This is a genomic window from Herbaspirillum sp. AP02, assembly GCF_015767275.1.
Classification (GTDB): Bacteria; Pseudomonadota; Gammaproteobacteria; order Burkholderiales; family Burkholderiaceae_D; genus Herbaspirillum.
The window spans coordinates 82890-105536 of sequence record NZ_JADWMY010000014.1 but is presented as its reverse complement, the minus strand read 5'-3'; the positions used below and the strand labels follow the sequence as shown (position 1 = coordinate 105536).

Here is a 22647-nt window from a genome sequence, read left to right as displayed (position 1 = left end):
GCCGCCCACATCATGCAGATCCGCGACGCCACCTCCGCCGATATCCCCGCCATCACCCTGATCTTCAATGACGCCGTGGTCAATACCACCGCCATCTGGAGCGATACCCAGGTCGATGAAAAGAACCGCCATGACTGGCTGGCCGCACGTCGTCAGCTCGGCTATCCGGTGCTGGTGGCGGTAGATGGCGACAAGGTGCTGGGCTATGCCAGCTTCGGTGACTGGCGCCCGTTCGACGGCTTCCGCCATTCGGTGGAACACTCGGTCTACGTCCACAAGGAGCATCGTGGCGCAGGGCTGGGCGTGGCGCTGATGCAAGCGCTCATTCCGCGCGCACGCGCCGTGGGCAAGCATGTAATGGTGGCCGCCATCGACGCCAGCAATGTCGGCTCCATCGCCCTGCACAAGAAGCTGGGCTTCGAGCAGGTCGGTCATCTACCCCAGGTCGGCACCAAGTTCGGCAAGTGGCTGGACCTGGCGCTACTGCAGCTGACGCTGGACCAGCGCAGCGATCCTGATCGCATCACCGGCTGAGCGTCCACGCGGCGCGGCAACGAAGCATCCCAAACCAGGGCCGCCCAAGAGCGGCCCTGTTGTCTAGCGCAGCGCCGGGACGATCAGCGTTCAGCCGCTGTGCTTCTCGGCTTCGCGCCGCTCATCGCCGCGTTTTTCTTCCTCATGTTTGGCCGGCTCGTGCTTCTGGGCGGCATGCTGCTCAGAAGCATGTTCGCGCGTGGCGCTCTCATGCTTTTCTGCCGGTAGCTGCTGGGTATGAACCGGCCGGCCTTCCTGGCGGGGTTCCGGTCGGGCGGCCGCTGCGGGATGCGCAGGCTGAGGCGCGGTCGCCACTTCCCTGCGTTCGGCCGGCCGGGCTGGTTCATGGGCGGCTTCCTGCCTCTGGGCCGCTGATTGGTGTTGCTCGGCCTGTTGCCGGGCTTGCTGGGCCGCATTCTGCTGTGCCTGCTGGCGTTCGCGGTTGGCCTGCTGCTCCATCTCCTCGTGCTGACGTGCGGCATTGGCCTGGGCGGCCTGCTTTTCCACTGCTTCCTGGTGCTGGTTGTTGGCGGTCTCCGGTGCCTGCCGCGGATGTTGCTGTGTCTGTTGCTGTGCCTGTTGCGTTTGCGGGTGGCTCGCCGGCATGGCGCCGACGCGCGCATCGCTGGCGGCGAAGTGCGGCATGCTCATGGCGGCCGGCTTGGTTGCGGCAGCTTCTGGACGATGGTCGATGCGCGTCTCGTTACGGGTGATGTTGCGCTCGTCCACATTACTCACATTGTTCAGGTTCCTGACATTGTTGACGTTGCTGACATTGCTAACGTTATGGACGTTATCGATATTGTTGTTCACCACCCGGTTGTTGTTGATGGTCACGTTATTGTTGGTCACGCGGTTGATGACCGTGGTCGAGTGCGACACATAAGTCGTATTCTTGTACACCACCGCCGGACGCTGCCAACCCGGGCCAGCCTGCCCGCCGCCGGGCGCACCGCCCCAGTGCATGCCCCAGTCATGCCAGCCCCAGTCGGCGTGATGGTTGATGGCTTCGCCGACGAAGACACCGACCCCGAATGACAGCGCGCCGATCACCACGTCGTTTTCCACATGGCTGGGCGGACGATAGACGTAACCCGGATAGGTCGGAACCGGCGGGCCGTAGACCACCGTCGGGTTGTAGGCAGGCACGTAGACGGTATCGGGCTGACTGGATTCGATCACGATGGTCTGTGGCGGCGGTGCGATCACCGGCGCTCCGGCATAGACAGGAACCGGCTCCGCAGCTTGCGGGAGCGACTGACCCTGGCTGCTGCGCACCGTGGTGGAGACCCGCAGCTGCGAGGAATTCTTCAGGTTGCCGGCCTGCTGGGCGCGCAGTCGCAAGGCCTGGATGGCGTTCATGACGTCGTTCGGATCATTGACGAAGGCATCCCCCAGCGCCCGCGTCCAGTCGGGGTTGGCGGCCATCTGCGACAGCACTGCCGGGAACATCGTCAGCGACTTCACGCTGACATCCCAAGGCTCCCGGTCTTCAGCAGCCTGCAGGATGTCGCCCTTGAGCGCAGTGTTCTGGCCCAGCCACTGGTTGGCCGAGACGATCTGGTCGGGATAGGTGGCGCTGGCCAGTACCTGTGCCACCAGCTTGTCCGGAAACAGTGCAATGGGTGCCACCATCTGCGACAGCTGTGCCGCCGTCGGCGGCACGTAGGCCGGTGCGCTCGTGGCGGTGGGCGTGGCCGACGCTGCCGCATTGGGCGGCGGGGTGTCGGTATTGTCCTTTTTCTCGCAGGCCGAGAGTGCCAGGATGGCACTCAGGAGCGAAGCGGAAACGATGATGGCGCGATGGCTGTTTCTTGTTGTCATGTTCTTGTCCTCGATCCGGTACGGATGATGGAAACGGCGGGTGAATGATGTGGATAACGACACGCCGTACCACGCAGTTGACGATGAAATTGTGATGGGATGTAACGGCGCAAGATGTCGTTGATTGTTAAGTTTTGAGAGCCGTTGCAAAGAAAGGTTCGTGCAAGAATCAAAGACGATCATTGGTGAGAATTGCGCAAAAGCCTTACAAAGTGCTGACGCCATATGCCCGCTGGTATTGGGTTACAGGAAAATGGTGATGTCAGTGCTTTGTCAGATAAATAAAAAAAGGCAGACCGGTTCGGCCTGCCTGGAAGCACTACAAGGAGATAAAAAACTTAGTTTCAGGAGCTGGAAAAATTCCTGGAATCCACTCTCACCGGCACTCGGTCATGTAGCGCGATTCCAGCCGGGCGCGTTCGCCATATTCGATGGAACCGGGACCGGTCATGGTGAAGCGGCCATCGCGCAGGGTGCCGGGGGTGGGGTCGCGTTGCACACTGCTCGGCTCATTGGTGCGGGCGCGCTCGGCTTGCATGCGCAGGGTGCGACAGGACGAGGATTCGCTGCTGGCGGTGACTTGCATCATGGCGCCACCACCGTTGCCACTGGCCGCGCCCATCCCGTTGCCACTGGTCGATTGCAGTGCCGTGCGCACCATGGCGCGGTGCGGCGACAGTGCCTGCTCCAGCGCGCTGTCGGAGGCGGCGTAGGCGGTGTTGCTGAAGGCCGAGGCGAACACGGCCAGGGTGCCGATGGCGGCGATGCTGCACAGCGTGGACAGGGTACGGAAGGATGGGCGCATGATGGTTTCCTCGGTCAGGGTGGGGGACTTGGTCTGCTTGCCCCTTGCCTGTCTGGCGTTGGGCTGGCATGGACGTAGTCTGCGTGCGCCCGGTTGACCCAGGATGTCAGTAGCGGCCTCCAATATTTCAATTGAAATGTCAGTGCCTGAAGTCGTGTTGCCCAGCTGCCGGTCCGTGCAATGATGGTGTGCCGGATACATGAAGTAAAATCCGTCTATCCAAATCATCCATGAGTTTCATTCATCATCATGCTGGATCGCATCCACCTCTCCATCGTCCAGGAAGTCGAACGCCAGGGCTCGCTCACCGCAGCGGCCGGGGTCCTGCACGTGACCCAGTCGGCCCTGAGCCACAGCATGAAGAAGCTGGAGCAGCAGCTCGGTACCGACATCTGGCTACGCGAAGGGCGTCATCTGCGCCTGACCCAGGCGGGCCAGTACCTGCTGGCGGTCGCCAACCGCGTACTGCCGCAATTGAGCCTGGCCGAGGAAAGGCTGCGCCAGTTCGCCCAGGGCGAGCGTGGCGCCTTGCGTATCGGCATGGAATGCCATCCCTGTTACCAATGGCTGTTGAAGGTGGTTTCACCCTATCTGGCGGCCTGGCCGGACGTGGATGTGGACGTCAAGCAGAAATTCCAGTTCGGTGGCATCGGCGCCCTGTTCGGCTACGAGATCGACCTGCTGGTCACGCCCGATCCGCTGGACAAGCCGGGTCTGGTGTTCGAGCCGGTGTTCGACTACGAGCAGGTGCTGGTGGTGGCGGCCGACCATCCCCTCGCCGACGCCGACTACGTCAAGCCCCGTCAGTTGAGCAATGAAGTGCTGGTGACCTACCCGGTGCCGGTGGACCGGCTCGATATCTATACCCACTTCCTGGCGCCGGCCGGAATCGTGCCGCGCCGGCACAAGACCATCGAGACCACCGACATCATGCTGCAGATGGTGGCCAGCGGGCGCGGCGTGGCGGCTCTGCCGCGCTGGCTGGTGCTGGAGTATGCCGAGCAGATGGCGGTGGTGCCGGTGCGCCTGGGCAAGCAGGGCATCGCCAAGCACATCTACCTGGGCGCGCGCGAGAGCGACGTCGACATCGACTACCTGCGCGCCTTCATCGAAGAAGCGCGCCAGGCACAGGCCTGACAGCGACCTCAGCTGGTCCGGGTCACCTTGTTGAGGTGGCGCGGCCGGTCCGCATCCATGCCCCGTGCTGCCGACAATTGCGCCGCCATCACGTAGAAGGCCTGGATGGCGACGATCGGGTCCAGGTCCGGCGTGGCCGCCACCGGCAGGGTGAGGTCACGCTCCACCACGTCCTGCGGCGCGGCCAGCAGCACCCTGGCACCGCGCACGCGCATCTCGGCCGCCAGCGCCAGCATGCCGGCCTGGGCCGGACCACGAGGGGCGAACATCAGCAGCGGATACCCCTCCTCGATGAGCGCCATCGGCCCGTGCTTGATCTCGGCGCCGCTGAAGGCTTCGGCCTGGATGGCGCAGGTCTCCTTACACTTGAGCGCGGCCTCCAGCGCCAGCGGGAAGCCGGTGCCACGGCCGACCACCATGATCCTGCTGGCCGGCGTCAGCGCCTCGATCGCTTCTGACCAGTCGCATCGGGTGGCCGTCTCCAGGGCTTGTGGCAACTGCCCCAGGGCGTCCAGCAGCGCGGCATCGTCCTGCCAGTGCGCCGTCAGCAGGGCGCCCGCCACCAGGCTGGCGATGAAGCTCTTGGTGGCGGCCACGCTCGACTCCACGCCGGCATGCAGTGGCAAGCTCCACTCGGCCGCCGTCGCCAGCGGCGAATCGGCATGGTTGACCAGCGCCACCGTGGTGGCGCCATGGGCGCGGAAATAGCGCAGCGGTTCCACCACATCCGGGCTCTGTCCCGATTGCGAAACAGCGATGGCCAGCGCGTCGCGCACCTGCAGTGGCGCCTGGTTCAGGGTCACCAGCGACATCGGCAGCGAGGCCACGATGTGGCCCAGGCGCGCCATGATGAGATAGGCGCAATAGGCGGCCGCGTGGTCCGAGCTGCCACGCGCCACCGTGACCACATTGGTGGGCGGCCTGGCCCGCAGGCGGGCGCCCAGTTCGGCATAGCGCTGCTGGTCGTGGGTCAGTTGCACCGCGACGTAGCGGGCGGCCGAGCGGGCTTCTTCAAGCATCAGCGAGGTCAATCTCTTCTCCTTCCACATAGACGGCCTTGATGGCGAAATGCCGGTCCAGCACCACCACGTCGGCATGGCAACCGGTGGCCAGGCGGCCGCGGTCGGACAGACCCAGATAATCGGCGGCATAGGTCGAGGTGCGTAGCGAGGCTTCGGCCACGTCCATGCCCAGCGTGATCAGGTTGCGCAGTGCCTGGTCCATGGTCAGCACGCTGCCGGCCAGGGTGCCGTCGTCCAGCCGCACACCACCGGCGCACTTGTGCACCACCTGCCGGCCCAGCGCATAGTCGCCATCGGGCATGCCGGCGGCGGCCGTGGAATCGGTCACGCAGAACAGGCGCGGGATGGCACGCAGGGCGGCGCGGATGGCACCCGGGTGGACGTGCAGCAGATCGGGGATCAGTTCGGCATAGGTGGCATGTGCCAGCGCCGCGCCCACCATGCCGGGAGCGCGGTGATGGAAGCCGCTCATGGCATTGAACAGGTGGGTGAAGCCCGAGGCACCGTGCGCCAGTGCGGCCACGCCATCGTCATAGCTGCCGGCGGTATGGCCGATCTGTACCTTCATGCCGCGATGGGCCAGCTTGCAGACCAGCTTCAGGTGGCCATCCACTTCGGGGGCGATGGTGATGAGCTTGAGCGGCGCCAGGCTGTTGAGGTAATCGACCTGTTCCAGCGAGGCCTCGATGGCAAAGTCGGGCTGCGCGCCCAGCTTGCCGGGATTGATGTACGGCCCTTCCAGATGCACCCCCAGCACCCGCGCCCGCCCCGGCTGGCGGCTGCCGCAGGCGTCGGCGATGGCGCGCAGGGCCACTTCCAGTTCTTCCAGCGGCGCCGTCATGGTGGTGGCCAGCAGGCTGGTGGTGCCGTGCCGCGCATGCAGGCGCGACAGCACCTGCACGGCATCGCCGCCTTCCATCACGTCACGCCCGCCACCACCGTGCACGTGCAGGTCGATGAAGCCGGGCAGGATGTAGTCGCCCTCGTCGATGACGCGTGGTTCGCGGCGCAGCGGCCGGCCGTCGATGGCGCGGATGCGCTGGTCGAAGACCATGTTGCCCTGGATCCAGCCCTGCGGGGTCAGCACGTTGCCGTGCAGTTGGGTCGGTGCGTTCATGCCGGGGTTTCCTTTGGGTTTTCCTCGGGGGTTTCCTGTTGTTGCCGGGCGCGCTGTGCCAGCAACAGCGCGCCGCCGGCGGCATCGGCTTGCGCCGGGACGATGCGCGCCTGCAGGCGTTGATCGAGGTAGGGTTGCAAGGCCGCCGCCAGTCCGCCGCACAGGGCCAGTGGCAGGCGCTGTGCCGGGTCCAGGGTGGCGATCATCAGGCCGATCTCGGCCGCTGCCGTTTGCAGGATGTCGCGGGCGGCAGCGTCCTGCGCAGCATGCAGGACCGCCGGCCGGGCGGCGCGGGCAAAGGCCGCCTGATCGGCCTGGGCCAGCCAGTCCAGCAAGGTGGCGCGTTCCTCGTTGGCCGTGGCGGCGGGGAGTTCGGCGCGACACAGTGCCAGTACCGCCTCGGCCAGGGGGCCACGGGCAGCGCGGCCATCCAGTGCGAGCTGGGCATGATGCAGGGCGCGCAAGCCCATCCAGGCGCCACTGCCGTCATCGCCACTGGGAAATCCCCAGCCATCGACGATGCGGCGACTGCCGTCGGTGTCCAATGCCAGACCGATGGTACCGGTGCCGACCGCGACGATGGCGCCAGGCGCTCCGCCATGCGCACCCAGCAGTGTGGCCACGCCATCATTGACGATCTCCAGCGCGCCGAAGGCCGGCGCCATGGCGCGAAAGTCGGCCGACCACTGTGCCACGTTCTCGCCGGCGATGCCGATGCCGACCGCCAGCGCCGCATCGTCCGGGCGCGCCAGGGCGGCTTGCACAAAGACGCGTTCGATGGTCTGGCCGATCACCTGCCATGCCTTGGCCGCGCCGTTGCGCAGCGCCGAGCCGGCGCCGCTGGCTTCCTGCAGCACGCGGCCCTCGGCCGTGGCCAGCCGCACCAGGGTCTTGCTGCCGCCGCCATCCACCCCGATCAGGTAGGCAATGCCGTCCATGGTTCAGGCCTCGTCCAGGCTACGCGCCGATTGCAGGTTGCCCGGCTGGCGCCGCCGCAGGGCCTGGCCCTGGGCATCGAAGAGATGGAAGGCCTGGCTCTGGACCGACAGCGCCACCTGCTCGCCGATGCGCACGCTGCGGTTGCCGTCGCCGCGCACCACGATGTCATGGCCGCCGTCCAGGCTGACGTAGAGGAAGTTGGCTTCGCCCAGGTGTTCCACCAGATTGACCACGCCGTGCAAGGGCTGGCCGTCGCCCAGGCCCTCGCGGATCTGTTCGGCGCGCAGGCCCAGCGTGACCGCCGCGCCGAGCTGTACGCCGGTGGGGTCGACATCGGCCAGCAGTCGCAGTCCGCCAGCGATTTCCACCTGTACGCCGCTATCGTCGCAGCGAGTGACCACGCCCGGGAAGAAGTTCATCTTCGGTGAACCGATGAAGCCGGCCACGAACAGGTTCTGCGGCTGCTGGTACAGCTCCAGCGGCGTGCCGGCCTGCTGGATGCGGCCCTCGTGCATGACCACGATCTTGTCGCCCAGGGTCATGGCTTCCACCTGGTCGTGGGTCACGTAGACGATGGTGGCCGCCAGTTGGCGGTGCAGCTTGGTGATTTCCAGCCGGGTCTGCACCCGCAGGGCCGCGTCCAGGTTTGACAGCGGCTCGTCGAACAGGAACAGGCGCGGCTGGCGCACGATGGCGCGGCCGATGGCCACGCGCTGGCGCTGCCCGCCCGAGAGTTCGCGCGGCAGACGCTGCAGCAGGTGGTCGATCTTCAGTATCGAGGCCGCATGGCGGATGCGGCGGTCGATCTCGCTCTTGCTGCTGCCGGCCACCTTCAGGCCGAAGGCCATGTTCTTGTAGACGTTCATGTGCGGATACAGCGCATAGCTCTGGAATACCATGGCGATGCCGCGCTCGGCCGGTGGCAGGTGATTGACCACCTGGCCGCCGATGGCCAGTTCGCCGCCGCTGATCTCTTCCAGCCCGCACAGCATGCGCAGCAGGGTCGATTTGCCGCAGCCGGACGGGCCGACCAGTACGCAGAATTCACCATCGCGGATATCGAGGTTCAGCCCGGCCAGCACATCGGCGCGGCCGTCATAGGTCTTGCGCAACTGCTTGATGTTGACGTGTGCCATGAGGTCTCCTTTGGATTATTTGACGGCGCCCGAGGTCAGGCCACGGATCAGCTGGCGCGAGAAGGCCATGTACAGCAACAGTACCGGGATGACCGCCATCGACAGCGCGGCCAGTACCGAATTCCAGTCGGTGGCGTATTGCCCGATGAACTGTTGCACCCCCAGCGTGACGGTGCGGGTGTCTTCCCCGGGGGCGAGGATGAGCGGGAACCAGAGGTCGTTCCAGGCCGGGATCATGGTGAACACCGCCACGGTCGCAATGGCCGGGCGCAGCAGCGGCAGGATCACGCCGAAGAAGATGCCCAGTTCGCCCACGCCATCGCAGCGCGCCGCATCCTTGAGCTCGCCCGGAATCTGGCGCATGAACTCGGACAGGATCATCACCGCCAGCGGCAATCCCTGCGCGGTATAGACCAGCACCAGGGCGGTCCGGGTGTTGATCAGGTCCAGTGCCACCACCAGTTGCAGGATGGAGACCGTACCCAGCCGGATCGGGATCATGATGCCGACGGCGATGAAGAAGTTCAGCGCACGGTTGCCGAAGAAACGGTACTCGGTCAGTGCCCAGGCTGCCATTGCGCCGAACAGCACGATCAGCACCAGCGCCGCTATCGTCACCACCAGGCTGTTGCCGAAGTAGAGCAGGAAGTGGGTGCCAGCCAGCACCTTCTGGAAGCCCGCGAAGGTCAGCGTCTCGGCCGTGGGCAAGGTCATCGGGCCTTCGAAGATGGCGTTGCGGGTCTTGACCGAGTTGATCAGGATCAGCGCGATCGGAAACAGCGCGATCACCGCATACAGGCACAGCACCGCATGTACCCAGAGATGACCGGCGGTGCCGAAGCTGCGTTGGATCAGCGAGGGTTTGCGCATGGTGTCGGGAGAGGTGGAAAGTGGGGTAGGTGAGGAAGAAGCCAGCATGTCGTCATCCATCCCGTCACATCGCATAGCGCGTCAGGCGCCGCTGCACCATCACGAAATACGCGCCCACGCCGGCCAGGATCACCAGGAACATCAGCGTAGCCACCGCCGCGCCCATGGTCGGGCTGCCGATCTGCGCCTGGTAGCCGAAGAAGGTGCGATAGAAGTAGGTCCCCAGCAGGTCGGAGGCGTAGTTGGGGCCGGCCAATGCGCCCTTGACCGAGTAGATCAGGTCGAAGGCGTTGAAGTTGGCCACGAAGGTGAGGATGGTCACCAGCCCGAGGGTCGGATAGATCAGCGGCAGCTTGATCTGCCAGAAGATGCGCATGGCGCTGGCGCCCTCGGCGTGGGCGGCTTCCAGCACTTCTTCGGGCACCGCCAGCAGGGCGGCGTAGATCAGCATCATGGGAATGCCCACGTACTGCCATACCGAGATCAGCGACAGGGTCACCAGGGCGGTGGATTCCTGTCCCAGCCAGGGGGCGAACCAGTCGGCCAGACCGACCAGGCCGAGCAGCTTTTCGCCCACGCCCCACAGCGGCGAGAGGATCAATTGCCAGATGAAGCCGATGATGACCACCGACAGCAGCGTGGGCAGGAAGATCAGCGTGCGATAGGTGCGTGCCCCGCGCAGGCCCTTGAGACTGAACAGCGTGGCCAGCAGCAGGCCGATGGGGTTCTGCAGCAGCATGTGCAGGCAGAAGAACTTGACGTTGTTCCCCATGGCATTCCAGAAGGCGGCCGACCAGTCGGGGTCGAACAGGATGGTGCGGTAGTTGTCCAGCCCCACGAAGCTGTGCACGCCCGCATCATTGGCGGTATAGAAGCCCAGGCGCAGGGTGTCCAGCAGGGGCAGGGCGCTGAAGAGCGCGTAGATCAGCACGGCTGGTGCGAGCAGTACCGCCAGTTGCCAGGCGCGGATGGTTTTCACGAGGTCTCCTGAAGGGGGAGAGCGGACATCTTGGCGTGCCCTTCGCTCTGTGTTGCAGTCTTACGGCGTCATGTCACCAGCATCACTGCTGCGGCTTGTACCACTTGGCAAAGCCGGCCTGGATCTTGGCGGCCGCATCCTGCGGCGCGAGCTTGCCGTTGAGCACCTGGGCGTTGACGTTCCACATCTCGTTTTCCATGCTCGGCGTGCCACGGTTGAGGATCTGCGAATTGACCCGGATGGTGGACGCGCAGTTCTTGCGCCAGCCCATCATCTGCTTGGCAATCGGGTCCTTCACCGAGATCAGGTGGTTCGACAGCGAGAAGAAGCCGGTGACCTTGTTGGTATAGAGGTCGGCGAATTCCTGCGAACCCAGCCAGGCCAGGAACTTGTAGGCGTCTTCCTTGTTCTTGGACTTCCTGTTGATGCCCATGCCGATGTCGTTGTGGTCGGAGATGTAGCAGGCATCGCCGTTCTTGGGCACCGGTGGCGGGAAGGCGGCGAAGTCCATCTTGCCGTTGAAGTAGGCGATATCCCAGGAGCCGGCCGGATACACCGCGCCCTTGCCGAGCGCGAACATGTTCTGGCTGTCGCTGTAGGTCTGGGCCGAGGCCCCCTTGGGCAGGTACTTGCCGAGCTTGGCTTCATACTCCCAGGCGGCCACGAACTGCGGATCGGTGAACTTGGCACGGCCGGCGATGAGCGCCTTGCGACCTTCCTCGCCCTTCCAGTAGTTGGGGCCGATGCCGGTGAACAGCACCTGGTGCGATTCCCACTGTTCGGCCGTGCCCATCACCAGCGGCGCGTACTTGCCGTTGGCCTTGACGGTATCGAGCAGCTTGAAGAACTCGGCCTCGGTCTTGGGCGGTTCCAGGTTCAGTTCCTTGAAGATCTTGGTGTTGTAGAAGAAGCCGTGGATCACCGAGGCCATCGGCATGCAGAAGGTATCGCGGCCGTCATCGGTCTGCCACGCCGCCTTGGCGGCCGGTGCGAAGTATTCCATGCCGGGTTTGCCGTCCAGCTTTTCCAGGTGGCCCTTGTTGTAGAGCGAGAGCGAGACATCGAAGGGGCGGCAGGCCACCAGGTCGCCGGCCGTGCCGCCGGCCAGACGCGCGGCCAGGCTGGAATCGTATTCGGTCGGGGCGGTGGGTGAGAACTTCACGGTGATGCCGGGATTGCTGCGCTGGAAGGCGGGGATCAGCACTTCCTGCCACAGCGGCAGGTCGTCCACGCGCCAGCTTTCGATGGTCAGCGTGCCGGCCTGGGTGTGCGCGGCACCGAGGCCGCCGGCCAGGCCCATGGCGAGGGCGCAGGCGGCCAGCAGTGGACGGCGCGGGATGAGGGAAAAACGACCAGGCTTTTTTTCGGTCTGCATCTTGGGTCTCCTTGGTGTTGTGGGGATCGCCGCACGCCAGCCGCGACGAAACGCCGTGACAGTAGCAGCGCCGATCATGTGATGCCAGCAACGGTGCCAGGACCCGCAGGATGTTTGCAAGTTGTTGATTTAAAAAGATAAATTAATTATGGATGGGCTTCCTGCCATTACATATCCTTACATGGCCTGCAGCATCTGCAGGCGGTCTGGACGTCGGCGCAAGGGACGGTGATGCGCAGCATTGGCGCTGCCCTGTGGATAAGATAAGCAGAGCAAGTCTTACGTTTCTTAACAAGAGATAAACCGGGTTCATGCTTCGCAAGACAGGCCCGGGCCTCGCACGCGGGAGCATGCAAATTGCGCATTGGCATGCACCCGGCTATAGTCTCTTCCGGTTTGGAGACACGTACCCCCATGATAAAAACGAAACGGCCCGCGAATGCACGCATCGGCCCGGCCAACTGCTGGCCGGCCCTGCTGTGTCTGCTCGCGCTGTGGCTGAGCTGGGGGTGGGGCGGGGCGCATGCACAGTCGTTGCCAATGTCGAGCTCCGGGCCGGCTTCCGGTGCATCGTCATCCTCATCTTCGCCGGTCCCGCCGTCCTCCGGCGGCGGCTCGCTGCAGGTGCTGCACTGGTGGACCTCGGCCAGCGAGCGCCAGGCCATCAACGTCGTGGTCAACCAGCTGGCGAAACAGGATATCCAGTGGCGCGACGTCGCCATTCCCGGTGGCGCCGGCATGGGCGCGGCCAAGGTCCTGAAGAGCATGGTGCTGGCCAACCGCGCCCCTGAAGTGACGCAACTCAATGGCGTGGTCTTCGGCGAATGGGCCGACCTCGGTCTGCTGCTGGAGCTGGACAATGTGGCCGTGCAGGGCAACTGGGAACGGCAGATGTTCCCCACCGTCTGGTCACTGCTCAACAACCACGGGCATGTGGTGGCGGCGCCGCTCGGTATCCACCGCATCAATTCGCTGTTCTACAACACTGCCATCTTCAAGCGCTTCAACCTGAGCCCGCCCAAGACCTGGGACGACTTCGACCAGATCGTCAGGAAGCTGCAGGGCAGCGGCATCACCCCGCTGGCGCAGAGCGCCGAGGCCTGGCAGCTGGCCACCCTGTTCGAGAACCTGGCGCTGGCCGAGAGCGGCCCGGTCTACTACCGGCGGCTGTTCGTGGAGATGAACCCGGCGGCCTATCTGGATGCGCGCATGCTGCATATCCTCAAGCGCCTGCGCGGACTGTCGGCGGCGATGGCACAGCCGGTGCGCGAGCGACCCTGGACCGAGGTCGCCCGCAGCATGGTCAGCGGCGAGGCGGCCATGCTCATCATGGGTGACTGGGCCAAGGGCGAGCTCAACGCCTGGGGCATGGAAGTGGACCAGCAGTTCGGCTGTGCGCCGGTCCCCGGCACGGGTGAGTTCCACCTCTACAGTACCGATACCCTGGCCATGTTCGCCGGCAACTATGCCCACCAGTCCATGCAGGAGACCCTGGCGCGGCTGACCATGTCGCCGGCGGTGCAGTCCGAATACAATAGGATCAAGGGTTCGATCCCCGTGCTGCGCGCGGCCGATCCGCACATGGACCGCTGCGCCCGCGATTCCTGGCGCGCCTTCAGCAAAGGCCCGGCCTGGCAGGCACCCAGCCTGGTGCACCGCATGGCCACCGACGACACCACCAAGGATGCCATCGTGGCCGAGGTGCAGCGCTTCTTCCTGGACCGCAGCATCAGCGAAGAGCAGACACAGAAACGACTTGCAGCGATTGCGCGCACCCTGTCGCGCAATCGCAATGATTAGGCTCAATGCATCCACGGATGTGAAATGAGTTCCAGGAAACACGGAGATGGAGCAGCAACATGACGCGCAAGATATTGATCGTCGACGATGACCAGAAGACCCGCACCCTCTTGAAGGCCTATCTGGAAAAGAACCAGTACGAGGTCCGCCTGGCCCATGACGGTGCCGCCTTCATGACCGAATTCCAGCGCTTCGCCGACGAGCTCTCGCTGGTGATCCTGGATGTGATGCTGCCGGATACCGACGGCTTTGCCCTGTGCAAGGCGGTGCGTCGCAAGTCCAATGTGCCGGTCATCATGCTCACCGCCAGTTCGGACGAGACCGACCGCGTGGTCGGACTGGAACTGGGCGCTGATGACTACATCGCCAAGCCCTACAGTCCACGCGAGCTGCTGGCGCGCATCAAGGCCATCCACCGCCGCATCGGCATCGACAGCAGTGCCGCGCCGCGCTACTACCGCTTCTCGGGCTTCACGCTCGACACGGTGGAGCGCACCCTCACCGACAGTGCCGGCGCCATCGTGGCCCTGACCGGCATGGACTACCAGTTGCTGAAGTATTTCGTCGAACATCCCGGGGACGTGCTGGACCGCAATGTGCTGTGCGAAGAAACGCGCGGACGCGATGCCGGCCCGCTGGACCGTTCGCTGGACGTGCAGATCAGCAAGCTGCGCCTGCGCCTGAACGATGGTGGCCGCCAGCCGCACCTGATCAAGACCGTGCGCGGTGCCGGCTATGTCTTCTCGGCCGACGTCAGTGCCGCAGCCGCCTGAGAGCGCGGCGCCGGAGACGGCGCTGACGCCTCCGGATGCAGCAGAGGAGACCCGCTCGCCCAGCCTGCGCGGTCGCCTGGCCGCGCTGCTGGACTGGATGCTGCCGGATTCCCTGCTGGGCCGGCTGTCGGTGGTGATGATCTTCGGTGTGCTGGTCACGCAGGTGGCCGGCGGCCTGATCTGGGACATCCAGCTGCGCAGCAAGTCCGAGGCGGAAACCCGCGTGGCCGCGCAGCACCTGGCCCATAGCGCAGCCTCGGCGATCCGCTACTTCATGACGCTGCCGCCCAACTATCGCCCGCTGATGATCCAGCAATTGCGCGAAATGGGCGGCACCCGCTTCTTCATCAATGCCAATAGCAGCGCGGTGCCGGTCAAGCCCATCGGCGAGAGCCGCCTGGCGAGCCTGGCTCTCGAGGTCACTGCGCAGACCCTGCGCGAAGACCTGCCCTTCCTGCCCGAAGCCCGGCTGGCCTTTGCCTGGCCGGACGGCCTGCCGGTGGCCAGCGATGGCCTCACCGTCAATGACCTGCCCGACAACTGGGTGCAGCACATCCTGCTGACCAAGCCCAACTCGGCGCCGGTGCTGGTGATCCAGATGCAGGTGGAAAGCGGGCGCTGGATCTACCTGGCCGCGCTGATGCCCAACCCCTACTTCCTCGACAGCGACAATCCGCTCTGGCTGGACCGGCTGGTGCTGCAGGGCATGTCGCTGGCGGCGATCCTGCTGCTGACCATCCTGGTGGTGCGCTGGACCACGCGCCCGCTGGCGGCGCTGGCCGACGCCGCCGAAGCCTTCGGCAAGGGCGAGACCGTGCCCAGCCTGCCCGGCACCGGCAGCCGCGAATACGTCAAGACCGCGCGTGCCTTCTCCGGCATGCGCGAACGCATCAAGCGCTATCTCGAAGATCGCGAGCGCCTGTTCGTCTCCATCTCGCATGACCTGCGCACCCCCATCACGCGACTGAAACTGCGCACCGAGCTCATGGACGACGACGCCATGCGCACCGATTTCCATGATGACCTCGATGAGCTGGACATGATGGTCAAGGGCGCCCTGCAATCGGTGAAGGACAGCGACATCCACGAGAACCGCACCGAAGTCCGCCTCGATGCGCTGGTGCTGCGCATGATCCGCGACGCCCGCCTGGCCGGCCACGAGATCGCCTTCACGCCCTCCGGCATCAATGTCATGGCCAAGCCGCTGGCCTTGAAGCGCGCCATCGGCAACCTGTTCGACAATGCCTTGTACTACGGCCAGAAGGTCGAGATCAGCATTCGTCCCTCGGCCGGTGCCGACGGCGATCTGGTGGAAATCGAGATCCGCGACCACGGTCCCGGCGTGCCGGAAGACGCCATGCGCACCCTGTTCCAGCCCTATGTGCGACTGGAGCACGGACGCGCCCAGAACAGCGGTGGCATGGGACTGGGGCTGGGCATCTCGCGCAACATCGTGCAGGCGCATGGCGGTGAGCTGCTGCTGCGCAACCACCCGGAGGGTGGCCTGAGCGCCACCATCATCCTGCCGACCCGCTGATCGTTGATCAGGGACCGCGGGTCAACAGGAGCGGCCCGGCCGATTGATCAGTCAGACAGATCAATGGCATCGAAATATTGCATTTAATGAATAAGCGTCAGCAGCGTAGACTGCAGTCGCAACACCACCCAGGAAGTGGTCACCCCCTCCATCCTTAAAGCAGAACTTCCCCAAGGAGACTCATGAGCTATATCGCCGAATCCTCCCGCTACGATGGCCGCATGCCCTATCGCCGCACCGGCCGCAGCGGCCTGCTGCTGCCCGCCGTGTCGCTGGGCCTGTGGCAGAACTTCGGTGGCGTCGACAACTTCGAGACCGGCCGCGCCGTATTGCGTCGCGCCTTCGACCGCGGCGTCACCCACTTCGACCTGGCCAACAACTACGGCCCGCCGGCCGGTTCCGCCGAAGAGAACTTCGGCCGCTACATGGCCAAGGATTTCGTCCCCTATCGCGACGAGCTGGTCATCTCCAGCAAGGCCGGCTGGCAGATGTGGCCCGGCCCGTATGGGGGCCCCAGCGGCGCGCGCAAGCACCTGATCGCCAGTTGCGAACAGAGCCTCAAGCGCATGGGCCTGGAGTACGTGGACATCTTCTATTCGCACCGGGTCGATGCCGATACGCCGCTGGAAGAGACCATGGGCGCGCTGGCCCACCTGCATCGCCAGGGCAAGGCACTGTATGTGGGCATCTCGTCCTATTCGCCCGAGCTGACCCGCAAGGCTGCCGCCATCCTCAAGAGCGAGGGCGTGCCGCTGCTGATTCACCAGCCCAACTATTCCATGCTCAATCGCAGCATTGAACAGGGGCTGTTGCCAGCGCTGGAGGAACTGGGCGTGGGTTGCATTGGTTTCTCGCCGCTGGCCCAGGGTCTGTTGACCTCCAAGTACCTGGCCGGCGTGCCGGAAGGGGCGCGCGTCACGCGTGCGCCTTCGCTGCCGCAGCGCATGCTGTCGCAAGACAACCTGGCGCGCATCCGTGCCTTGAACGAGATCGCCAGCCAGCGCGGCCAGACCCTGGCGCAGATGGCCATCGCATGGGTGCTGCGCGATGCCCGCGTGACCTCGGCGCTGATCGGTGCGCGCACCGTGGAGCAACTGGATGATTCGCTGGATGCCGTGAAGAAGCTGGATTTCAGCGCCGATGAACTGGCCCGCATCGACAGTCATGCCACCGATGGCGATGTCGATCTGTGGAAGGTGTCGTCGTCCATTACCTGAGCCCGGCCTGCAAGGGTATGGTCCAGGAAGCCTGTGCCGTCATCACGGCACAGGCTTTTTTCATGAGCGCTCGCCGGGCTCGGCGTCTTCTGTGCGTTCCGGGCGCGACCACATCCAGGCTGCGCCCAGGGCCATGCCCAGCGTGGCCAGCACAATCACCCAGTGGCGCTTGACCGTAAAGAGCATGATCACCAGGCACAGGCTCATCATCAGCGAGGCACTGATCTTGGCGCGCCGCGCCACCACGCGGCCATGGCGCCAGTTGTGGATCATCGGGCCGAACAGGCGGTGCCGCTCCAGCCAGCGCTGCAGGCGCGGCGAACCACGGCCGGCGGCCCAGGCCGAGAGCAGCACGAACTCGGTGGTGGGGATGCCCGGGATGAAGATGGCGATGATCCCGATACCCAGGCTGGCATAGGCCAGCAGCAGCCATAGCCAGCGCGTGCGAGGTGGCGCCAGCGGGCTGGCGGTGGGGGAGCGTTCTTCAGGCGCGGCGTCCTGCCGCGGATCCGGAGCCGGATGGTCCACGTTGCCTCAATCCAGCGCGAAATGGCGCCTGAGCAACAGGCCGAAGCGCTCGAAGGCCACCGTCGCGCCGGCCACCACCGCATCCTGCTCCGCCGCTGTCAGGTCGCTGGCATCGAGAAAGCCCACGAAGCGACGCCAGGCCAGCGCCCGGCCTTCCGGATAGGCCGCCAGGTGCCGGGCACCGAATCGTTCGGACAGGCCCAGCTTGTCCTGGACTTCCTTCAACAGGAAGGCCGCTCCCAGGGTCGACCCTTCCGACACGTAGAGCCAGCCCCAGGCTTCCGGCAGCCGTACCGAGGCGGTGGCGATGGCCACTTCCCCCGGTACGGCCTGCAGATCGGCCAGGTCGGCCAGCGTCGCCGCCTCGCGGCCGCGCACCTGCAGGTCTGGCAGGGCGGCCTGCAGTTCGGCATCATCGAAGAGGTGCTCGACGTCGCGCTGGAAATGATATTGCGCCGCTACGAAGCGGCTGTAGCGCAGGCGATCGGAAAATGGCTGTGCCCTTTCCATGAGCGCGTGCATCTGCTGGTGCAGGTCGGCGGTCTCGGACTTCAGGCGCACCGAGAGCGGTACAGGGTGAGGAGTGACTGGATTCATCGATGGTCAGGACTGGTCAGGCGCGGCACAGGGAGGAGTGGCTGGCGGACCCGGCCTGGTAGGGCGGAGAAGGCTGACGGCAGCGCTCATTCTAACCCAAAGCGCCAGCCGGCTGGAGGCCGGCGGCCGGGGCAGGTGAGCAACGCTCAAGTTGCAGGAGAAACTGCCGTTGACAAGCAACACGCCGCAATTTATACCGATTGCATCGCACATGACCGGTCTCCGCTCTCGCCAATGGCGGGCGATCGATTGTCCTCAGGTAACAGATTGCCCGCGACCCCAGCCGGTTGCTCGAAGGCGACATCCACAGGACCGCGACTGCAGACGCTGGTCCGGACAGCAGCATGGTCCGGGCTTCTCTTGCATCTCTTCAATGCGACGAATGGGGGTCGACCAATGAACTTCAAGAATATCAAGATCAGCGTGCGCCTGGCCGCATGCTTTGCCGTACTGATCGGCGTCATGTGCCTGATCACCGGCGTGGGCATGCAAAGCCTGAACAGCATCAGCAAGGCGTCCAAGATGGTGGTGGAGGACCGCTACGTGAAGATTTCGCTGGTGATGGAAATTCGCGAGAACGTCAATTCGGCCGCCCGCAACCTGCGTAATGCCTTGCTGGCGCGCAATATCGAGGAAGCCACCGGCTACCTCGATCGCGGCGCGGCCAATAGCGCCAAGACCACCGAGGCGCTGGCCCAGGTCGAGAAGTTGATCAGTACACCGCGCGGCATCGAGTTGATGAAGGCCATCCAGGCCGCCCGCGCCGCCTACAACACTCCGCGCGACAAGCTGCGCGAGCTGATTCGCCAGCAGAAGAGGGACGAGGCGACCGAGGTTCTCTTCAAGGAAGTGATTCCGGCCCAGGACCGCTATTTCCAGGTGCTCAACGATTTTGTCGTGTTCCAGAAAAGCTTGATGGACGACAGTGTCACGGAAGGCCAGAACACCACCAATGCTGCCATCGCCCTGATGCTGGAGCTGTCCGGCGCCGCCATCATCCTGTGCGTGATTGCCGCCTGGCTGGTGACGCGTTCGATCACCCGGCCCCTCAACGAGGCGGTCAGCGTCGCCAGTGCCGTGGCCCAGGGCGACCTGACCGTGCAGATTGCCGATACCAGCAAGGATGAAACCGGGATGCTGCTGGCCTCGCTCAAGACCATGAACCAGAACCTGCATCGCATCGTCAGCGAAGTTCGCACCGGCACCGATACCATCAATACCGCCTCTTCCGAGATCGCCACCGGCAACCTGGATCTGTCCTCGCGTACCGAAGAACAGGCCGGTGCGCTGGAAGAGACCGCCTCGGCCATGGAAGAGCTGACCTCCACCGTCAAGCAGAACGCCGACAATGCGCGCCAGGCCAACCAACTGGCCGCGACGGCCTCGGAGGTCGCGGTGCAGGGCGGCAGCGTGGTCGGCCAGGTGGTGCAGACCATGGGCGAAATCAACGATGCCTCGCGCAAGATCGTGGACATCATCAGCGTGATCGATGGCATCGCCTTCCAGACCAATATCCTGGCCTTGAACGCGGCCGTGGAAGCGGCCCGTGCCGGCGAGCAGGGGCGCGGCTTTGCGGTGGTGGCTTCTGAAGTGCGCACGCTGGCGCAGCGCAGCGCGTCGGCGGCCAAGGAGATCAAAGCCCTCATCGACGACTCGGTGGCCCGCGTGGACAACGGCAGCCGGCTGGTGGAACAGGCCGGCAGTACCATGAGCGAGGTGGTGGCCAGCGTCAGGCGCGTGACCGATGTGGTGGCCGAGATCTCGGCGGCCAGCCATGAGCAGAGTGACGGTATCGAGCAGATCAACCTGGCCATCGTGCAGATGGATGAAGTGACCCAGCAGAACGCGGCCCTGGTGGAACAGGCCGCCGCCGCCGCGCAATCCTTGCAGGAGCAATCGGTCCGCTTGAGTGAGACGGTGAGTGTCTTCAAGCTCAGCAGCAACGAGGCGCCGCGTGCGCAAGCCACACGCAAGCCGCTTGCCCCGCGGCCTGCGACGACCACCCGCCCGGCGGCCAAAACAGGGCAGGCAGCAGCACCGGCTGCGACATCGCCAGCCGCGGCAACTGCGGCACCCCCTGCCTTGCCGGTGGCCAGCACCAAGGCCAGTGCCAAGACCGGCAGCAAGGCCATGACAGCCGGCGACGGGGATTGGGAACAGTTCTGAGAGGCATCGCTATGCCAACGGCTCCTGCGCCTGTGTGGCCAGGAGCCGCGTCTCAGGTCCGCAATTCCACCACGCCCGGAAACGCAATCCGCACCACCAGTCCGTTGCCTCGCAGCGGACTGTCCAGCGTTACGCTGGCACGGTGCATGGCGGCGATCTCGCGCACGATGGACAGTCCCAGTCCGGTACCGCCGGGATTGACATGCTGTGTCGTACCGGCGCGGTAGAAGGGCTCGAACACGCGCTCGCGCTCGGCCTCGGCAATACCCGGGCCGTCGTCTTCCACTTCCAGCAGCGCGCCGGTGGCCTGCCCCGGCGCACTGGCCGCGCGTACCCGCAGGATGACGTGACCGCCAGGCGGGGTATAGCGGATCGCATTGTCCAGCAGGTTCACCATCAGTTCATGCAACAGCAAGGCATTGGCCTCGATGCCGATGTCCCCCTCTTCCTCGAAGGCCAGCGCAATGTCGCGCAGCACCGCCTGCTGCGACAGTTCCAGCGCTACCTGGCGCGCCGCATCGGTGAGCGAGACGCGCATGGTGCCACCTTCGGCCGCGCCGTGTTCGGCACGCGCCAGGGTCAGCAGGCGATTGGCCAGATGCACGGCCGAATCGGTGGTACGCGCCATACCCTCGACCAGGTCGCGCAGTTCGCCGGCATCGAGGCGGTCACGACGCAGTTCGCGCAGGGTCAGTTCGGATTGCGTCTTCAAGACCGTCAAGGGCGTGCGCAGCTGATGCGAGGCATCGGCGATGAAGCGCCGTTGCGCGCTGATGAGCGCCTGCAGCCGGCCCATGTAGCCATTCATGGCCTGCACCAGCGGACGCATTTCCTTGTGCACCAGCGCCGGGTCGAAACCGGACAGGTCGGTCGGCGCGCGCGACTCCACCTCGCCCTTCAACTGCATCACCGGCCGCAGCACGAAGCGCACCGCGAACCACACCAGCAGCGCAGCCACCGTCACCAGCGTGCCTTGCCGCCAGAGCGTGTCGAACAGGATCTTGCGCGTCATGCCGTTGCGCCCCTCCATGGTCTCGCCGACCTGGATCAGGGCGATGCCGCGCATGCTGTCGTCATACACCGGTTGCAGCAGGGCGGCGATGCGGATCGGTTGCTCGTGATAGTCCGCCTGGTAGAAGCGCACCAGGGCCGGATAGACTTCCGAGCGCTTGACGTTGGCCGGTACCGGCGGCAGGTCGTCGTAGCCCGACACCAGCTCGCCCTTGAGCCCGGTGACCTTGTAGTAGATGCGTCCCAGGTTGTCGGTCTCGAAACTGTCCAGTGCCACATAGGGCACATCGGCCGTGACGTGGCCGTCGACGATGGAGACCCGCTCGGCCAGTGCCCGGGTCGAGGCCAGCAGCGAGCGGTCGTAGGCCAGGTCGGCCACTTCCAGCGCGTTGTAGTAGACCGAGACCGCATCCACCGCCACCAGCAGCGTCAACGGGATCAGCAGCCAGCGCACCAGCTGGCTGCGCAGGTTGCCCAGGCGCCGGATCGCGGTTGACATCACACTGCCTGCAACAGATAGCCCAGGCCGCGCAGGGTGGTGATGCCGACCTTGCCGGCGCCATCGCGTTCGAGCTTCTTGCGCAGGCGGTGGATATAGATCTCGATGGCATCCACGCTGGCATTGTCGTCCAGCGAAAACACCTGCTGGAACAGTTTTTCCTTGGGGACGGTATGCCCATGGCGCACGATCAGCGCTTCCAGCACGGCATGCTCACGCGGCGTGAGCGCCAGCAGTTCGCCGCCATAGGTAAAGGTGCGCGAGACCGTGTCGAAGCTGAGCGCGCCACAGGTGACGGTGACCGCTTCGTGGCTCTGCGAGCGGCGCAGCAGGGCCTTCACGCGCGCTTCCAGTTCTTCCAGTTCGAAGGGTTTGGCCAGGTAGTCGTCGGCGCCCATGTTGAGGCCGCTGACGCGGTCGGCCAGGCCGCCGCGCGCGGTCAGGATCAGCACCGGCGTGCGACTGCCACGGGCGCGCATGCGCTTCAGGACTTCCAGCCCGTCCATGCGCGGCAGGGTCAGGTCCAGGATCACCAGCGCGTAGTCTTGCGTCAACAGCAGGCTGTCGGCATCGGCGCCGTTATGGGCGCATTCCACGGTCAGGTGGGCGTCGCGCATGGCCTTGGCCAGCCAGCGGGAAAGTTCGATATGGTCTTCGACCAGCAGGATGCGCATGATGCTGCCTTTTTATTGATGTAGGTCGGGTGCGGCTTGTCTCCAGCGCGGATGCTAACAGAAGGGCATCGCCCTTTGAAATGCCCGCCGCAGCAATTGCGGAAAAC

Annotated in this window: 20 protein-coding genes; 7 read left to right on the top strand and 13 right to left on the bottom strand. The window is 65.0% G+C overall.

Annotated features, from left to right (window positions below; all coding sequences use genetic code 11):
• The first annotated feature begins 12 nt into the window (after positions 1-12).
• A complete protein-coding gene (locus tag I5R65_RS22095; protein ID WP_180669553.1) occupies positions 13-534 on the top strand; it encodes a GNAT family N-acetyltransferase in 522 nt (173 codons plus the stop codon).
• Positions 535-624: 90 nt separating this feature from the next.
• Here the strand turns inward: I5R65_RS22095 and I5R65_RS22090 are convergent, their stop codons facing one another.
• Both I5R65_RS22090 and I5R65_RS22085 read right to left on the bottom strand, forming a co-directional pair.
• On the bottom strand, positions 625-2358 hold the full coding sequence (locus tag I5R65_RS22090; protein ID WP_180669551.1) for a DUF3300 domain-containing protein: 1734 nt from the start codon (positions 2356-2358) through the stop codon (positions 625-627).
• A 376-nt stretch (positions 2359-2734) separates the two neighbouring features.
• Positions 2735-3163 carry a hypothetical protein gene (locus I5R65_RS22085; RefSeq protein ID WP_180669549.1) on the bottom strand — a complete coding sequence of 143 codons (429 nt, stop codon included), beginning with the start codon at positions 3161-3163 and terminating at the stop codon, positions 2735-2737.
• Between the two features lie 249 nt (positions 3164-3412).
• On the opposite strand from I5R65_RS22085, the gene I5R65_RS22080 reads away from it, so the two are divergent.
• Complete coding sequence (locus I5R65_RS22080) at positions 3413-4300, top strand: LysR family transcriptional regulator (protein ID WP_180669547.1); 888 nt, start codon at positions 3413-3415, stop codon at positions 4298-4300.
• A gap of 8 nt (positions 4301-4308) precedes the next feature.
• Here I5R65_RS22080 and I5R65_RS22075 read toward each other — a convergent pair whose 3' ends face one another.
• The 7 genes from I5R65_RS22075 to I5R65_RS22045 form a co-directional block, all read right to left on the bottom strand.
• Positions 4309-5319, bottom strand: coding sequence for an SIS domain-containing protein (locus I5R65_RS22075; protein ID WP_180669546.1), 1011 nt, complete (start codon positions 5317-5319; stop codon positions 4309-4311).
• Positions 5312-6439 carry an N-acetylglucosamine-6-phosphate deacetylase gene (gene nagA / locus I5R65_RS22070; protein WP_180669544.1) on the bottom strand — a complete coding sequence of 376 codons (1128 nt, stop codon included), beginning with the start codon at positions 6437-6439 and terminating at the stop codon, positions 5312-5314. Before nagA ends, I5R65_RS22075 begins: the two co-directional genes overlap by 8 nt.
• Entirely contained in the window at positions 6436-7377 is a 942-nt protein-coding gene (locus I5R65_RS22065; RefSeq protein ID WP_180669542.1) for a BadF/BadG/BcrA/BcrD ATPase family protein, read from the bottom strand. Before I5R65_RS22065 ends, nagA begins: the two co-directional genes overlap by 4 nt.
• Before the next feature lie 3 nt (positions 7378-7380).
• Positions 7381-8514, bottom strand: a complete 1134-nt coding sequence (locus I5R65_RS22060) for an ABC transporter ATP-binding protein (protein ID WP_180669540.1) — start codon at positions 8512-8514, stop codon at positions 7381-7383.
• A gap of 15 nt (positions 8515-8529) precedes the next feature.
• Positions 8530-9384 carry a carbohydrate ABC transporter permease gene (locus tag I5R65_RS22055; protein WP_180669615.1) on the bottom strand — a complete coding sequence of 285 codons (855 nt, stop codon included), beginning with the start codon at positions 9382-9384 and terminating at the stop codon, positions 8530-8532.
• Between the two features lie 64 nt (positions 9385-9448).
• Complete coding sequence (locus I5R65_RS22050) at positions 9449-10363, bottom strand: carbohydrate ABC transporter permease (protein WP_180669538.1); 915 nt, start codon at positions 10361-10363, stop codon at positions 9449-9451.
• An 82-nt stretch (positions 10364-10445) separates the two neighbouring features.
• Positions 10446-11738 carry an ABC transporter substrate-binding protein gene (locus I5R65_RS22045; protein WP_180669536.1) on the bottom strand — a complete coding sequence of 431 codons (1293 nt, stop codon included), beginning with the start codon at positions 11736-11738 and terminating at the stop codon, positions 10446-10448.
• Between the two features lie 414 nt (positions 11739-12152).
• Here I5R65_RS22045 and I5R65_RS22040 point away from each other — a divergent pair, with 414 nt between their 5' ends.
• The 4 genes from I5R65_RS22040 to mgrA all read left to right on the top strand — a co-directional run bounded on the left by I5R65_RS22040 (position 12153) and on the right by mgrA (position 17065).
• Positions 12153-13538, top strand: a complete 1386-nt coding sequence (locus I5R65_RS22040) for an ABC transporter substrate-binding protein (protein ID WP_180669534.1) — start codon at positions 12153-12155, stop codon at positions 13536-13538.
• A 59-nt stretch (positions 13539-13597) separates the two neighbouring features.
• Positions 13598-14311 (top strand): response regulator, encoded by a 714-nt coding sequence (locus I5R65_RS22035; protein ID WP_006461231.1) that lies wholly within the window; start codon positions 13598-13600, stop codon positions 14309-14311.
• Complete coding sequence (locus I5R65_RS22030; protein WP_180669532.1) at positions 14295-15848, top strand: ATP-binding protein; 1554 nt, start codon at positions 14295-14297, stop codon at positions 15846-15848. Before I5R65_RS22035 ends, I5R65_RS22030 begins: the two co-directional genes overlap by 17 nt.
• 182 nt (positions 15849-16030) lie before the next feature.
• Complete coding sequence (mgrA, locus tag I5R65_RS22025; protein WP_180669530.1) at positions 16031-17065, top strand: L-glyceraldehyde 3-phosphate reductase; 1035 nt, start codon at positions 16031-16033, stop codon at positions 17063-17065.
• A 60-nt stretch (positions 17066-17125) separates the two neighbouring features.
• On the opposite strand, the gene I5R65_RS22020 is transcribed toward mgrA, so the two are convergent.
• Positions 17126-17593: a YbaN family protein gene (locus tag I5R65_RS22020; protein ID WP_180669528.1), complete on the bottom strand. Its 468-nt coding sequence runs from the start codon at positions 17591-17593 to the stop codon at positions 17126-17128.
• Positions 17594-17599: 6 nt separating this feature from the next.
• Positions 17600-18190, bottom strand: coding sequence for a biliverdin-producing heme oxygenase (locus I5R65_RS22015; RefSeq protein ID WP_180669526.1), 591 nt, complete (start codon positions 18188-18190; stop codon positions 17600-17602).
• A 396-nt stretch (positions 18191-18586) separates the two neighbouring features.
• On the opposite strand from I5R65_RS22015, the gene I5R65_RS22010 reads away from it, so the two are divergent.
• Positions 18587-20356, top strand: coding sequence for a methyl-accepting chemotaxis protein (locus I5R65_RS22010; protein ID WP_180669524.1), 1770 nt, complete (start codon positions 18587-18589; stop codon positions 20354-20356).
• Between the two features lie 52 nt (positions 20357-20408).
• Here the strand turns inward: I5R65_RS22010 and I5R65_RS22005 are convergent, their stop codons facing one another.
• Complete coding sequence (locus tag I5R65_RS22005; protein ID WP_180669522.1) at positions 20409-21866, bottom strand: sensor histidine kinase; 1458 nt, start codon at positions 21864-21866, stop codon at positions 20409-20411.
• A complete protein-coding gene (locus I5R65_RS22000) occupies positions 21866-22540 on the bottom strand; it encodes a response regulator (RefSeq protein ID WP_180669520.1) in 675 nt (224 codons plus the stop codon). Before I5R65_RS22000 ends, I5R65_RS22005 begins: the two co-directional genes overlap by 1 nt.
• Between the last annotated feature and the right edge of the window lie 107 nt (positions 22541-22647).